The sequence below is a fragment of the Pseudomonas sp. 910_21 genome, from assembly GCF_052850735.1.
Genome location: NZ_VXCY01000004.1, coordinates 396,904 through 410,438, shown reverse-complemented (window position 1 = coordinate 410,438; position 13,535 = coordinate 396,904). Strand labels below are relative to the sequence as shown.

The window sequence follows — 13,535 nt, the reverse complement described above, 5'->3', positions numbered from 1 at the left end:
CGTATCGCCGCGTGGCGCTCACTCCCCTGTGATTGCCGGTTGCAGCAAGGCCCGGAACATGGCGAGGAAGCTGTCGGCTGCGGCCGAAGGCTGGTCCGCCAGATGGATCGCCAGGATCTCTGAAGGCGCGCCCTTGCCTTCGATCTCGCAGTAACGCACTCCCGGTTGGCCGAGCAGGGCCAGGGTCTGGGGCACCAGCGCCACCCCCATCTCATGGGCCACCATCGCCACCACGGTTTGCCAGAGCCGAGTCTCGTGACGGATGCGCGGGCTGAATCCGGCGGCCACGCAGCGGGCGATGATCAGGTCGTGGTAGTGGGGCGAGACCTCCCGTGGAAACAGGATGAAGTCATCATTGGCCAATTGCCCCAGGTCGACTTGCGCCTGTCGGGCCAGCCGGTGGCCCTGGGGCAGGCAGCAGAGAAAGGGTTCGGCCAGCAGTGTCTCGCTGTGGATGCCGGCGGCGAAGGTGCCACCGTGGACGAAACCGATATCGATCTGGCCCCGCTGCAGGGCCTGGGCCTGAGCGGCGCTGTTCATTTCCATCAGCACGATCTCGGTGTCCGGATGATCGCGCTCGAAGGCCTTGACCGTCTGGGGCAGGCCGCGGTGCAGGATCGAGTTGACGAAACCCACACTCAGGCGTCCGGCAAAGCCTTCGGCCGAACGCTGGGTCAGGCGTCGTGCCTGGTCGGCCCGCAGCAGCAGGTAGCGCGCCTCGCCCAGCAGCACCTGACCGGCGTTGGTCAGGCTCACTGACTTGTTGTTGCGGTTGAGCAACTGGAGATCCAGTTGCCCTTCAAGCTTCTTGATATCGAAACTCAGCGCCGGTTGTGAAATGCACAGGCGCGCTGCGGCCCGCCCGAAGTGCAGTTCCTCGGCCACGGCGACGAAGTAGCGCAGCTGTTTGAGGTCCATGTGATCCTGCCTCTACGATCTGGATTACTTATCGTAGTTGATCAATTTTGTATTAGATACTTATCGAAGGCGGCTCTAGTCTCGGCCTACAAAAATCAGGAGACGCGCCATGACCGCCGAGCCCCGCCCTATTGAAGACAGCCTGAACATCCCCGACAGCCGTGGTATCAACCTGTTTGAATGCGACGCCGGCCTGGGCGCATTGCTCAAGGTCTACCTGCCGCCGGAGGTCTGCCAGCAGTGGCTGCCGACCTTGCAGCGCCTGGGCGCCCGGGCCGGTGGCGAGCTGGATGCATTGGCCCTGTCCGCCGACAAGCACCCGCCCGTGTTGCAGCCCCGCACCCGCCGCGGCGAGAACCTGCAAAGCATTGCCAAGCACCCGGACTATGTCGCCCTGGAGCGGGTGGCCTACGCCGAGCTGGGCCTGGCCTCCATGAGCCATCGCCCTGACGGGCCGCTGCCGCTGGTCAAGTACGCCCTGACCTATCTGTTCGTCCAGGCGGAATTTGGCCTGTGCTGCCCGGTGAGCATGACCGACTCCCTGGCCCGCACCCTGCGCAAGTTCGGCGCGCCTGAGCTGGTGCAGCGTTATCTGCCGCAGCTGCAGTCCCAGGATTTCGACGAGCTGTTCCAGGGGGCGATGTTCATGACCGAGCAGGCCGCCGGCTCCGATGTCTCGCGCACCGAAACCCGCGCCCGGCTGGAAGACGGCCAATGGCGGCTGTACGGCGAGAAATGGTTCTGCTCCAACCCGGATGCCGACCTGGCCATGGTCCTGGCGCGCCCGGAACAGGCGCCTGCGGGCATGGCCGGGGTCACCCTGTTTCTGCTGCCGAAAGTCCTGGCCGACGGTTCGCGCAACCACTATCGGATTCAGCGCCTGAAGGACAAGCTGGGCAGCCGCTCCATGGCCAGTGGCGAGATCACCCTGGAAGGCGCCAGCGCCTACCTGATCGGCGAGGTCGGTCGTGGCTTCCAGCAGATGGCCGACATGGTCAACATGTCGCGGCTGTCCAACGGCGTGCGGGCGGCGGGGCTGATGCGCCGCGGGGTCAACGAAGCGTTGTTCATCGCCCGCCAGCGCCGGGCCTTCGGCAAGTACCTGATCGAGATGCCGCTGATGCAGCGGCAGTTGCTGAAGATGATGCTGCCCACCGAGCAGGCGCGCTCGATGTTCATGCAGATCGCCAGCTTGCTGCACCGGGCCGATGGCGGTGACGAGGCGGCGCGCAAATGTGTGCGGATTCTCACCCCGCTGATCAAGTTCCGCGCCTGCCGCGACGCTCGGCGGGTCACCGGCGATGCCATGGAGGTGCGAGGTGGGGTCGGCTACATCGAGGAGTGGAGCGATGCCCGGCTGGTACGCGATGCCCATCTGGGTTCGATCTGGGAGGGCACCAGCAATATCGTCGCGCTGGACATTGCCCGGGCGGTGACCCGTGAGCAGGCGCTGGAATCCTTGCAAGGCTATCTGACGGCACTGCTGGCCGAGGCCGATCTGCCGGACGTCAGCCGCCGGCTGTTCGATTCGGCCCTGCTGCGCACGGTCACTGGCTTCAGTGCGGTGGCGCAACAACGGCGGGATGAGCAGGTGCGGCAGTTCGGCAGCGTGCTGTATCACCTGACCAGCGCGATCTTCATGGCCTGGGAGGCCGTGCGCCAGGCTCCGGATTATCGACGCCTGGCCCTGGCTCATCTGGTGCTGGCGCACAAGGTGCTGCCACGGGACCCCTTGAGCCTGGAGCCGGCCATCGATGCCGAATTGCTGGCGCGCCTGGCCAATGAGAGCCCGCTGTCGCAAGCCGAGGCCATGCAGTTGCTGCCGGCCTGATTGGCCGTCCCTTTCCGATGTGCGGAGTACCTAGATGAAGCTTGCCCAAGGGGCCCTGGCGGGCCTGAAAGTCATCGATCTGAGTCGCGTGCTGGGCGGTCCCTACTGTACCCAGGCCCTGGCCGACCATGGCGCCGAAGTCATCAAGCTGGAGCCTTTGAGTGGCGATGAGACCCGGGGTTGGGGGCCGCCGTTCGAAGGCGACGACGCCTCGTACTTTCGCGGCATCAACCGTAACAAGCAGGGGATTGCCGTCGACCTGTCGCGCCCCGAGGGCCTGGCCCTGCTGATGCAATTGCTGGAAGGCGCCGACGTGCTGGTGGAGAACTTCAAGCCCGGCACCCTGCAACGCTGGGGCATCGGTTTTCAGGAGGTGCTGAGCCCGCGTTTCCCGGGGTTGATCCATTGCGCGATCTCCGGCTTTGGCGCCGATGGCCCCCTGGGCGGTTTGCCCGGCTATGACGCGGTGATCCAGGCCATGGCCGGCTTGATGAGTGTCAACGGTGAAGGCGAGGGCGGGCCATTGCGCATCGGCCTGCCGATCGTCGATATGGTCACCGGGCTCAATGCTCTGGCGGGGATTCTCCTGGCCCTCAACGAACGTCAGCGCAGTGGCCTTGGGCAGTCTCTGGATATTTCCCTGTATGACTGCGGTGTCTCCCTGCTGCACCCTCATCTGCCGAACTACTTCGCCTCCGGCAAGCCCCCGAAACGCACTGGAAATGCCCATCCCAACATTGCCCCTTACGACAGCTATTGCACGGCTGGCGAACCGATCTTCCTCGCGGTTGGCAATGATCGACAGTTCGCCAGGCTGTGCCAGGAACTGGGGGCCAGCGAGTTGCTGGAAGACCCGCGGTTTGCCGATAACGGCCAGCGCTCGGTCAATCGCCAGGCCTTGAAGCAGGCGCTGGAGCGGCATCTGGCTGCCCACGATGGGGCCTCGCTGGCGCCGCGGCTGATTGGCCTGGGAGTGCCTTGCGGTTCGATTGCCACGGTGGATCAGGTGGTGGCTCATCCCCATACCCGGCATCGCGGCCTGTTGGTGGAGATGGGGGATTATCGGGGTGTGGGTTCACCGGTGAAGCTTTCGCGCACGCCGGCCAGTTATCGCAGTGCGCCGCCGGCCCTGGGCCAGGACACCCGCGCGGTGCTGCAGGGGTTGGGGCTGGATGAGTCAACTATCGCCAAGCTGTTGGCCAGCGGGGTGGTGCGCGGTTGAGGTTTGCGCTCAACGACGATGGGCTCGCAGCAGGCTGAAGGTGATGCTCGGACTCTGTTGCAGCACCCGCGCGCCGTCGAGGATCTGCACCGCCAGGCGATGTTGGCCGCGGTCGATATTCACCAGCGGCAGCTCGGGGCCTCGGCTGGGGCTTCCATAAGGCTGGTCGTCCAGCAGCAGACGCAGGCGATGCTGCGGCTGCAAGTCCGGGGCTAGCGTCACCTGCACATTGAAGCTGCCGTTGTTGGCCCGCAGCGCGCCGTGGTCTGGCACGCCCTGCAACTGCAGTTGTGTGTAAGGCTCTGCGCTGGCGGGCAGCGCCGTTATCCACAGCAGGCAAAAAACAGCGATGCGCATCACGGTGATTCCAGCCCATTACGGGTGTGCGGTTGAAAGGCTCAGCATAGGGCGGCGTGAGGCTGGGCGCGGGCGCGGTTAACCTTTGAACACACATAACTCAGCGGTAGCGCGAATCATTGCCAGCCGCCGCAACGGGTCGCTGCTGGCGGCCTGATTGGCCTGGGCCAGCCATTGCGGGCATTGGCGATCACCGCGATGGGAGCTGAAGTCGGCCAGTTGCTGCAGCAGGCGTTTTTGTAACTGATCGAGTTGTGGGCGGATCTGTCCGGCCAGGTCCTGGCGCGGCGTTTCCGGCGCCAGGCCTTGCAGGTGCCAGCTGGACAGCCTGGCGTACTGCAGCAGTTTGTTGGCTTCGATCTGGGCGGCGAAGAACTGCCCGACCGTTTCCTCACTCAGGTGATAGGTGGCGGCCTGGGCCGTAGCGCCGGCAATCACCTGCTGTTCCCGAGGACGGTCCTCCACCGCCTTGTGGCTGTCCCATTTGCTCAGGGCCACCTGATCGGCAATTGCCAGGCGTTCGCCGATGCTGTCCAGCAATGGGGCGAGAGCGGCGGGAGCTTCGGTGGCGCAGGCGGCTGTAGTGAGCAGGCTGCAGGTCAGGGCGAGGCACAGATTGAGGCGCGAAGTCATGGGTGGGCTCGGCTGATAAGAGAAGGTCGGCGCCCATGATGCACGCAACCACCCCGGGCAGGGCAAATGCGCGGGCATAAAAAAGGCCTCCCGAAGGAGGCCTCTTGATCACGCGGCTTGCGGATCAGCAGCTGTAGTACAGCTCGTATTCGAGTGGGTGTACGAAGGTACGGACCTTGATCTCTTCTTCGCTTTTCAGGGCGATGTAAGCGTCGATGAAGTCGTCGCTGAAAACGCCGCCTTTGGTCAGGAACGCACGACCTTTGTCCAGCTCTTCCAGGGCTTCCTTCAGGCTGCCGCAAACTTGTGGAATCTCTTTGGCCTCTTCAGGCGGCAGGTCATACAGGTTTTTGTCAGCAGCGTCGCCAGGGTGAATCTTGTTCTGGATACCGTCCAGGCCGGCCATCAGCAGAGCAGCGAAGGCCAGGTACGGGTTGGCAGCCGGGTCCGGGAAACGGGCTTCGATACGGCGGGCTTTAGGGCTCGACACGTAAGGAATACGGATCGAAGCGGAGCGGTTGCGCGCCGAGTAGGCCAGCATGACCGGGGCTTCGAAGCCTGGAACCAGACGCTTGTAGGAGTTGGTTGCCGGGTTGGTGAAGCCGTTCAGAGCCTTACCGTGCTTGATGATGCCGCCGATGAAGTACAGGGCGGTATCGGACAGGCCGGCATAGCCTTCACCAGCGAAGGTGTTCTTGCCGTCTTTCCAGATGGACATGTGCACGTGCATGCCCGAGCCGTTGTCGCCGTACAGTGGCTTAGGCATGAAAGTGGCGGTGCGACCGTAGGCGTCGGCCACGTTGTGCACGACGTATTTCAGGGTCTGGGTTTCGTCGGCTTTCTTCACCAGGGTGTTGAACTTGACGCCGATTTCATTCTGGCCGGCAGTCGCCACTTCGTGGTGGTGAACTTCAACGGTCAGGCCCATTTCTTCCAGTGCGTTGCACATGGAGGTACGGATTTCGTGGTCGTGGTCGAACGGTGGAACCGGGAAGTAGCCGCCTTTGACGCCTGGACGGTGGCCCTTGTTGCCGCCTTCGATGTCCTGGTCGGACATCCAGGAACCTTGTTCGGAGTAGATCTTGAACATCGAGCCGGAGATGTCGGACTTGAATTTCACTTGGTCGAAGATGAAGAACTCTGGCTCTGGACCGGCGAATACGGTGTCGCCGATGCCGGTGGCTTTCAGGTGCTCTTCGGCGCGCTTGGCGATGGCGCGTGGGTCGCGGTCGTAACCTTGCATGCTCGAAGGTTCGATGATGTCGCAGACCAGAATCAGGGTCGGTTCTTCGGTGAACGGGTCCAGCACGGCGGTTTCGTCGTCCGGCATCAGGATCATGTCGGAGGCTTCGATGCCTTTCCAGCCAGCAATGGAGGAGCCGTCGAACATCTTGCCGGATTCGAAGAAGTCTTCATCCAGCGCATCACGAGCCGGCATGGTCACGTGATGTTGAGTGCCCTTGGTGTCAGTGAAGCGCAGATCAATCCATTTGACGTCATGATCTTTGATGAGTTGAACCGACTTCGACATAGTGTCCTCCGGGGTGGCTTCGGGCTTGGTGTTGGAGTGCCCTTAGAATGTGGGTGATGCCGGCGCGAATACTCTGCCATGGCAACCTGCCTCACAAGGGAGCAAATTGCATGCCAGTGCCCCGAGATGGGTTTTCTGCCCCAAAATCACGCTTTCTGCAGCGGATTTGGCGTAATGCCGGCATTTGGCGCACTGCAATGTAGCGTCTTCTTTGATAAATGACCCGTTTTGGTGCATTGAAAACCTTCTGCACATTAACTGGTTAAACCTTGAGCAATTTCCGCTATAATCCGCGCCCCCCTTTTTCGGCTGGCCCAGCGCGCGCTGTTTTCATGAAACTAATCGTTAAAGTTTTCCCGGAAATCACCATCAAGAGCCGCCCGGTACGGACGCGTTTCATCCGTCAGTTGGCCAAGAACATCCGTGCCGTGCTCCGCGATCTGGACCCGGCCGTGGTGGTCAATGGTGTGTGGGACAACCTCGAACTGGAAACCGCCCTCAGCGAGCCCAAGGCCCTGAAGGACCTGACCGAGCGCCTGAGCTGCATGCCCGGCATCGCACATTTCCTGCAGGTCGACGAGTACCCTCTGGGCGACTTCGACGACATCGTTGCCAAGTGCAAGCAGCACTTCGGCGAGGCCTTGCCCGGGAAGATTTTTTCGGTGCGCTGCAAGCGCGCCGGCAAGCATGAATTCAGCTCCATGGATGTGGAAAAGTACGTTGGCAGCCAACTGCGTCGGCAGTGCGGCGCCGCCGGCATTTCCCTGAAAGAGCCGGAAATCGAAGTGCGGATGGAAATTCGCGACCAACGGTTGTTCGTGATCCACAGCCAGCACAATGGCATCGGCGGCTACCCGCTAGGCGCCCTGGAACAGACCCTGGTGCTGATGTCCGGCGGTTTCGATTCCACCGTGGCGGCCTACCAGATCATGCGCCGCGGCCTGATGGGGCATTTCTGCTTCTTCAATCTGGGCGGACGTGCCCACGAACTGGGCGTGATGGAAGTCGCGCACTATATATGGAAGAAGTACGGCAGCTCCCAGCGGGTGCTGTTCGTCAGCGTGCCGTTCGAGGAAGTGCTCGGGGAAATCCTTGGCAAAGTCGACAACAGTCATATGGGCGTCATTTTGAAGCGTATGATGTTGCGTGCCGCGTCGAGCATCGCCGACCGCCTGCACATCGACGCGCTGGTGACCGGCGAGGCGATTTCCCAGGTGTCCAGCCAGACCCTGCCGAACCTGTCGGTAATCGACTGCGTGACCGAGAAGCTGGTACTGCGTCCGCTGATCGCCAGCCACAAGCAGGACATCATCGACCTGGCCGTCGAAATCGGTACCGCCGACTTCGCCAAGCACATGCCGGAGTACTGCGGGGTCATCTCGGTGAACCCCAAGACCCATGCCAAGCGCCATCGCGTCGAGCATGAAGAGAAAGAATTCGATATGGCGGTGCTCGAGCGTGCGATCGAGCGGGCCAAACTGGTGCCGATCGATCGAGTGATCGACGAGTTGGGCCAGGATTTGCAGATTGAAGAAGTCAGTGAAGCGCTGGCCGGTCAGATCGTCATCGACATCCGTCACCCGGATGCCGAGGAAGATGACCCGCTGCAGCTGCCTGGCGTCGAAGTAAAAGCGCTGCCGTTCTATGCATTGAACGCCCGCTTCAAGGAACTGGACCCTACGCGCCAGTACCTGCTGTATTGCGACAAAGGCGTCATGAGTCGCCTGCATGCTCACCATCTGCTCAGTGAGGGACATGCCAATGTGCGCGTTTATAGACCGAGCTAAGTGCCCGGGGATGTTCGCCTGTGGCTTGCGTCACCGGCCCCCCGACGCCGCCGTCCAGCTGTAACGGCCAGGCCTGAATCTATTGTTAATCGCTGCCAGCATTTGTCAGCACACCGAATCCTCTGATCGAGATACACAAGTGATCGAAAATCTACGCAACATCGCCATCATTGCCCACGTTGACCATGGTAAGACCACCCTGGTAGACAAACTCCTGCGTCAATCCGGCACCCTGGAGCGCAACGAGCTCAACGACGAGCGCGTGATGGACTCCAACGACCAGGAAAAAGAACGCGGCATTACCATCCTGGCCAAAAACACCGCCATCAACTGGAACGGCTACCACATCAACATCGTGGACACCCCGGGCCACGCCGACTTCGGCGGCGAAGTTGAGCGCGTAATGTCCATGGTCGACTCCGTGCTGCTGCTGGTCGACGCTCAAGACGGCCCTATGCCGCAAACCCGTTTCGTGACCAAGAAGGCTTTCGAAGCCGGCCTGCGTCCAATCGTGGTGATCAACAAGGTTGACCGTCCGGGCGCGCGTCCTGACTGGGTTCTGGACCAGATCTTCGACCTGTTCGACAACCTGGGCGCCACTGAAGAACAGCTGGACTTCAAAGTCGTCTACGCCTCGGCCCTGAACGGCATTGCCGGTCTGGACCACACCGAAATGGCTGAAGACATGACCCCGCTGTACCAGTCGATCGTCGACAACGTACCTGCGCCGGCTGTTGACCGTGACGGTCCGTTCCAGATGCAGATCTCCGCACTGGACTACAACAGCTTCCTGGGTGTGATCGGCGTTGGCCGTATCGCTCGTGGTCGGGTCAAGCCGAACACTCCAGTCGTGGCTATCGACGCCACTGGCAAGAAGCGTAACGGTCGTATCCTCAAGCTGATGGGTCACCACGGTCTGCACCGTGTGGACGTTGAAGAAGCGGCTGCAGGCGACATCGTGTGCATCAGCGGTATGGACTCGCTGTTCATCTCCGACACCCTGTGCCACCCGGACACCGTCGAGGCGATGAAGCCTCTGACCGTTGACGAGCCAACCGTTTCCATGACCTTCCAGGTCAACGACTCGCCATTCTGCGGTAAAGAAGGCAAGTTCGTGACGTCCCGTAACATCAAGGAACGTCTGGACAAAGAGCTGCTGTACAACGTTGCTCTGCGCGTTGAAGAAGGCGACTCGGCCGACAAGTTCAAGGTTTCCGGCCGTGGTGAGCTGCACCTCTCGGTACTGATCGAAACCATGCGTCGCGAAGGCTTCGAAATGGCTGTAGGCCGTCCAGAAGTGATCATCCGTCTGGTTGACGGCGTGAAGCACGAACCGTTCGAAAACGTCACCATCGACCTGCCGGAAGAATCCCAGGGCAAGGTGATGGAAGAGATGGGCCTGCGTAAGGGCGACCTGACCAACATGGTGCCGGATGGCAAGGGCCGTGTACGTCTGGAATACAACATCCCTGCTCGCGGTCTGATCGGTTTCCGTAACCAGTTCCTGACCCTGACCAACGGTGCTGGCATCCTGACCTCGATCTTCGATCGTTACGACGTGATGAAGTCCGGCGACATGTCCGGCCGTCAGAACGGCGTTCTGGTTTCGGTTGAAACCGGCAAGGCACTGACCTACTCCCTGGAAACCCTGCAGGCGCGTGGCAAGCTGTTCGTTGAACACGGTCAGGAAATCTACAACGGTCAGATCGTTGGTCTGAACAGCCGTGACAACGACCTGGGTGTGAACCCAACCAAAGGCAAGAAGCTCGACAACATGCGTGCTTCGGGCAAGGACGAAACCATCGCCCTGGTTCCACCTGTTCGCTTCACCCTGGAACAGGCTCTGGAATTCATCCAGGACGACGAGCTGTGCGAAGTGACGCCTAAGTCCATCCGTCTTCGCAAGAAGATCCTGGATGAAAGCGAGCGTACCCGCGCTGCCAAGAAAGCCAAGAACTGAGTCTTTAGTTCCGGCTGAATGAAAACGCCCCCGGCCTTGCGGTCGGGGGCGTTTTTTTTGTGCCGGTTTTTTGTGCGCGGGGAGGGCTCCCGCTAGCCGATCGGGCTCAGAAGCGTTCCAGGGTCCGACTGCTGGTATTGGTCGGGCGCTCCTGGGGCTTGGGCTTGTAGGCACAGTAGCCCGGACGTGGACCGATCTTCGGGTGGTTGCGGCAGGTGTCCGGGCGCTTGTCATAAATGGTGCACAGGCGGCTTTTACGATCCAGATACAGGCAGTCGTTGTTGCTCATGCGCTGCAGGGTGAAGATTTCCGACTTCTGGTTGTAGCGCTCGACGATGCCTTCTTTCTGCAGGCGCTTGGCGATGTTCTTCGCCGGTTCGCCGCGCTCGAATTCGTCGACGATGCCAATGCGGATCAGGTCCTTGATCTTCACTTCCACCGGCAGGGTGCAGCAGCTGGACATGCAGGAACCGCACATGGGCGCGGTGTATTTGGCCCAGGTATCGAGACGGTCGATTTCCGCGGCGGCGATCAGGTTGGACTTCATCAAGGTGGTGGTTCCGGCATGTTCCAGGGCGCGCGATCATACCGGGACTGGTGGATTTTTGAACGACTTTAGGTCGGATTTTTCTTTCGTGCTTGGTGATTAGTCCCTGGCGGCACGGCATCTGCATCTTTTTCCCCGCAGGCGCAGAAGACTCCCTCTTGAGCCGAGCCATTTGAAACAGCGCCGAACCAGAGCCTTCGCTCCGTGTCAGACCGACTAGGCTCAGACCATTCCATGCTCACTGTGTATCTCGTCAGAGGTCGTATCGATGACTCAGGAATCCCTTGTTCGCGACGCTGAGGTGGCCGCCTTTCGCGAAGCCGTCTTGACCAAACTCACCTACGCGGTAGGCAAAGACCCGGATCACGCCTTCGACCACGACTGGTTCGAGGCCATTGCCCTGGCTGCGCGGGACCATATGGTCGACCACTGGATGGATCACACGCGACAGATGTATCGCAAGGGGCAGAAGCGGGTGTACTACCTGTCCCTGGAGTTCCTGATCGGCCGCTTGCTGTTCGATAGCCTGAGCAATCTTGGCCTGCTGGACGTGGCCCGTGAGGCCCTCACCGATCTGGGGGTGGACCTGGAGCGCATCCGCTTGCTGGAGCCCGATGCGGCCCTGGGCAACGGCGGCCTGGGTCGCCTGGCGGCGTGTTTCATGGAGAGCATGTCGACTCTGGGCCTCGCCGGTCACGGCTACGGTATCCGTTACGAGCACGGTCTGTTCCGCCAGGCGATTGTCGACGGCTGGCAGCAGGAGCAGACCGAACACTGGCTGGATTTCGGCAACCCCTGGGAGTTCGAGCGCCCCGAGGTGATCTACTCCATCGGCTTTGGCGGCAGCGTCGACACTGTGACCGACGAGGCGGGCAACACTCGCCAGGTCTGGTGGCCGGCGGAAACCGTACGGGCAGTGGCCTACGACACCCCGGTGGTGGGCTGGCGTGGGGCCAGTGTCAACACCCTGCGTCTGTGGCGAGCCCGGGCCATGGAGGATTTGCACCTGGAGCGTTTCAACGCCGGAGACCACCTGGGCGCCGTGGCAGAAGTGGCCCGGGCCGAGAGCATCTCCCGGGTGCTGTACCCGGCCGACAGCACCGAGGCGGGCCAGGAGCTGCGCCTGCGCCAGGAGTATTTCTTCGTCTCGGCGTCGTTGCAGGATTTGCTGCGGCGCCACAAGAACATGCACGACTCGGTGCTCAGCCTCGGCGAGCACGCGGCCATCCAGCTCAATGACACCCACCCGTCGATCGCTGTGGCCGAGCTGATGCGCCAATTGGTGGACCTGCACGGCATCGCCTGGGACGCGGCGTGGCAGATCACCGTGGAAACCCTGTCCTACACCAACCACACCCTGTTGCCCGAGGCCCTGGAAACCTGGCCGGTGGGCCTGATGGAACGCATGCTGCCACGGCACATGCAGATCATCTATTTGATCAACGCCCAGCACATCGACTCCTTGCGGGCCAAGGGCCTGCATGATTTCGACGTACTGCGGGCGGTGTCGCTGATCGAGGAAGACAACGGTCGCCGGGTGCGCATGGGCAACCTGGCATTTCTCGGCTCCCACAGCGTCAATGGCGTCTCCGGACTGCACACCCAGTTGATGCGCAGCACGGTGTTCTCCGAGCTGCACAAGCTGTACCCCGAGCGGATCAACAACAAGACCAACGGCATCACTTTCCGCCGCTGGCTATACCAGGCCAACCCGCAACTGACCGAAATGCTGGTGGACGCCCTGGGCCCCGAACTGCTGGACAATCCCGAGGAACTGCTACTGGGTCTTGAGCCCTTTGCCGAGAAAGCGGCCTTTCGCAAGCAGTTCGCCGAACAGCGGCTGCACAGCAAGCGCGCCCTGGCGGCAATCATCCATGAGCGTCTGGGAATCGCGGTCAACCCGGCGGCGATGTTCGATGTGCAGGTCAAGCGCATTCACGAGTACAAGCGCCAATTGCTCAACCTGCTGCATACCGTGGCGCTGTACCAGGCGATCCGCGCCGAGCCGGAAACCGACTGGGTGCCCCGGGTGAAGATCTTCGCCGGCAAGGCAGCCGCCAGTTATCACCAGGCCAAGCTGATCATCAAACTGACCAACGACATCGCCCGTACGGTAAACAACGACCCGACAGTGCGCGGCCTGCTCAAAGTGGTGTTCCTGCCCAACTACAACGTCAGCCTGGCGGAAAGCATCATTCCCGCCGCCGACCTGTCGGAGCAGATCTCCACCGCCGGCTTCGAGGCTTCGGGCACCAGCAACATGAAGTTCGGCCTCAACGGCGCCCTGACCATCGGCACCCTGGATGGCGCCAACGTCGAAATGTGCGAGCAGGTGGGCGCCGAACACATGTTCATTTTTGGCCTCAGCGCCCAGCAGGTTGAGGCGCGCAAGCGCAATGGCGAATTCAGCGCGGTGCCGGATATCGCTGCCTCCCATCGGCTCAACGATGTGCTGCAGGCGATTCGTGGCGGGGTGTTCTCTCCAGATGATCCGTCGCGCTACATCGGGCTGATCGATTCCCTGATCGACTACGACCGGTTCCTGGTCTGTGCCGATTTCGATGCTTACTGGAGTGCCCAGGCCCGAGTCGAGGAGCGTTGGCACGACTCCAAGGAGTGGTGGCGCTCTGCGGTGCTCAACACGGCGCGCATGGGCTGGTTTTCTTCGGACCGGACCATCCGTGAATACGCCACGCAGATCTGGAAGGCGCTGGAGTGAGGCGTTCTGGAAAATGTTCGAACTGTGCAC

10 protein-coding genes are annotated in these 13,535 nt (G+C 61.6%); 5 read left to right on the top strand and 5 right to left on the bottom strand.

What is annotated here, in order from left to right; all coding sequences use genetic code 11:
* Nucleotides 1-18: 18 nt before the first annotated feature.
* Nucleotides 19-918 carry a LysR family transcriptional regulator gene (locus FW796_RS15545; protein WP_346634196.1) on the bottom strand — a complete coding sequence of 300 codons (900 nt, stop codon included), beginning with the start codon at nucleotides 916-918 and terminating at the stop codon, nucleotides 19-21.
* 109 nt (nucleotides 919-1,027) lie between these two features.
* On the opposite strand from FW796_RS15545, the gene FW796_RS15540 reads away from it, so the two are divergent.
* Complete coding sequence (locus tag FW796_RS15540) at nucleotides 1,028-2,749, top strand: acyl-CoA dehydrogenase family protein (RefSeq protein WP_446439535.1); 1,722 nt, start codon at nucleotides 1,028-1,030, stop codon at nucleotides 2,747-2,749.
* 34 nt (nucleotides 2,750-2,783) lie between these two features.
* Nucleotides 2,784-3,971: a CaiB/BaiF CoA transferase family protein gene (locus FW796_RS15535; RefSeq protein WP_446439534.1), complete on the top strand. Its 1,188-nt coding sequence runs from the start codon at nucleotides 2,784-2,786 to the stop codon at nucleotides 3,969-3,971.
* A 9-nt stretch (nucleotides 3,972-3,980) separates the two neighbouring features.
* Here FW796_RS15535 and FW796_RS15530 read toward each other — a convergent pair whose 3' ends face one another.
* The 3 genes from FW796_RS15530 to glnA form a co-directional block, all read right to left on the bottom strand.
* Nucleotides 3,981-4,328, bottom strand: coding sequence for a hypothetical protein (locus FW796_RS15530; RefSeq protein WP_346634199.1), 348 nt, complete (start codon nucleotides 4,326-4,328; stop codon nucleotides 3,981-3,983).
* A gap of 78 nt (nucleotides 4,329-4,406) precedes the next feature.
* Complete coding sequence (locus FW796_RS15525) at nucleotides 4,407-4,961, bottom strand: chorismate mutase (protein WP_446439533.1); 555 nt, start codon at nucleotides 4,959-4,961, stop codon at nucleotides 4,407-4,409.
* 124 nt (nucleotides 4,962-5,085) lie between these two features.
* On the bottom strand, nucleotides 5,086-6,492 hold the full coding sequence (glnA, locus tag FW796_RS15520; RefSeq protein ID WP_016965623.1) for a glutamate--ammonia ligase: 1,407 nt from the start codon (nucleotides 6,490-6,492) through the stop codon (nucleotides 5,086-5,088).
* Between the two features lie 332 nt (nucleotides 6,493-6,824).
* Here glnA and thiI point away from each other — a divergent pair, with 332 nt between their 5' ends.
* Nucleotides 6,825-8,279 (top strand): tRNA uracil 4-sulfurtransferase ThiI, encoded by a 1,455-nt coding sequence (gene thiI / locus FW796_RS15515; RefSeq protein ID WP_346634201.1) that lies wholly within the window; start codon nucleotides 6,825-6,827, stop codon nucleotides 8,277-8,279.
* A gap of 139 nt (nucleotides 8,280-8,418) precedes the next feature.
* Nucleotides 8,419-10,239 carry a translational GTPase TypA gene (typA, locus tag FW796_RS15510; RefSeq protein WP_041751915.1) on the top strand — a complete coding sequence of 607 codons (1,821 nt, stop codon included), beginning with the start codon at nucleotides 8,419-8,421 and terminating at the stop codon, nucleotides 10,237-10,239.
* A 106-nt stretch (nucleotides 10,240-10,345) separates the two neighbouring features.
* Here typA and FW796_RS15505 read toward each other — a convergent pair whose 3' ends face one another.
* Nucleotides 10,346-10,789, bottom strand: coding sequence for a YkgJ family cysteine cluster protein (locus FW796_RS15505; protein WP_170002055.1), 444 nt, complete (start codon nucleotides 10,787-10,789; stop codon nucleotides 10,346-10,348).
* 265 nt (nucleotides 10,790-11,054) lie between these two features.
* Between FW796_RS15505 and FW796_RS15500 the strand changes: the two genes are divergently transcribed.
* Nucleotides 11,055-13,505, top strand: coding sequence for a glycogen/starch/alpha-glucan phosphorylase (locus tag FW796_RS15500; protein WP_346634202.1), 2,451 nt, complete (start codon nucleotides 11,055-11,057; stop codon nucleotides 13,503-13,505).
* Nucleotides 13,506-13,535: the final 30 nt, after the last annotated feature.

Excerpts from the sequence above, each read along its gene's own strand:
- FW796_RS15540 (WP_446439535.1), top strand. The coding sequence starts at position 1,028 with ATGACCGCCGAGCCCCGCCCTATTGAAGACAGCCTGAACATCCCCGAC.
- FW796_RS15535 (WP_446439534.1), top strand. The coding sequence starts at position 2,784 with ATGAAGCTTGCCCAAGGGGCCCTGGCGGGCCTGAAAGTCATCGATCTG.
- FW796_RS15530 (WP_346634199.1), bottom strand. The coding sequence starts at position 4,328 with ATGCGCATCGCTGTTTTTTGCCTGCTGTGGATAACGGCGCTGCCCGCC.
- FW796_RS15525 (WP_446439533.1), bottom strand. The coding sequence starts at position 4,961 with ATGACTTCGCGCCTCAATCTGTGCCTCGCCCTGACCTGCAGCCTGCTC.
- FW796_RS15500 (WP_346634202.1), top strand. The coding sequence starts at position 11,055 with ATGACTCAGGAATCCCTTGTTCGCGACGCTGAGGTGGCCGCCTTTCGC.
- glnA (WP_016965623.1), bottom strand. The coding sequence starts at position 6,492 with ATGTCGAAGTCGGTTCAACTCATCAAAGATCATGACGTCAAATGGATT.
- FW796_RS15545 (WP_346634196.1), bottom strand. The coding sequence starts at position 918 with ATGGACCTCAAACAGCTGCGCTACTTCGTCGCCGTGGCCGAGGAACTG.
- thiI (WP_346634201.1), top strand. The coding sequence starts at position 6,825 with ATGAAACTAATCGTTAAAGTTTTCCCGGAAATCACCATCAAGAGCCGC.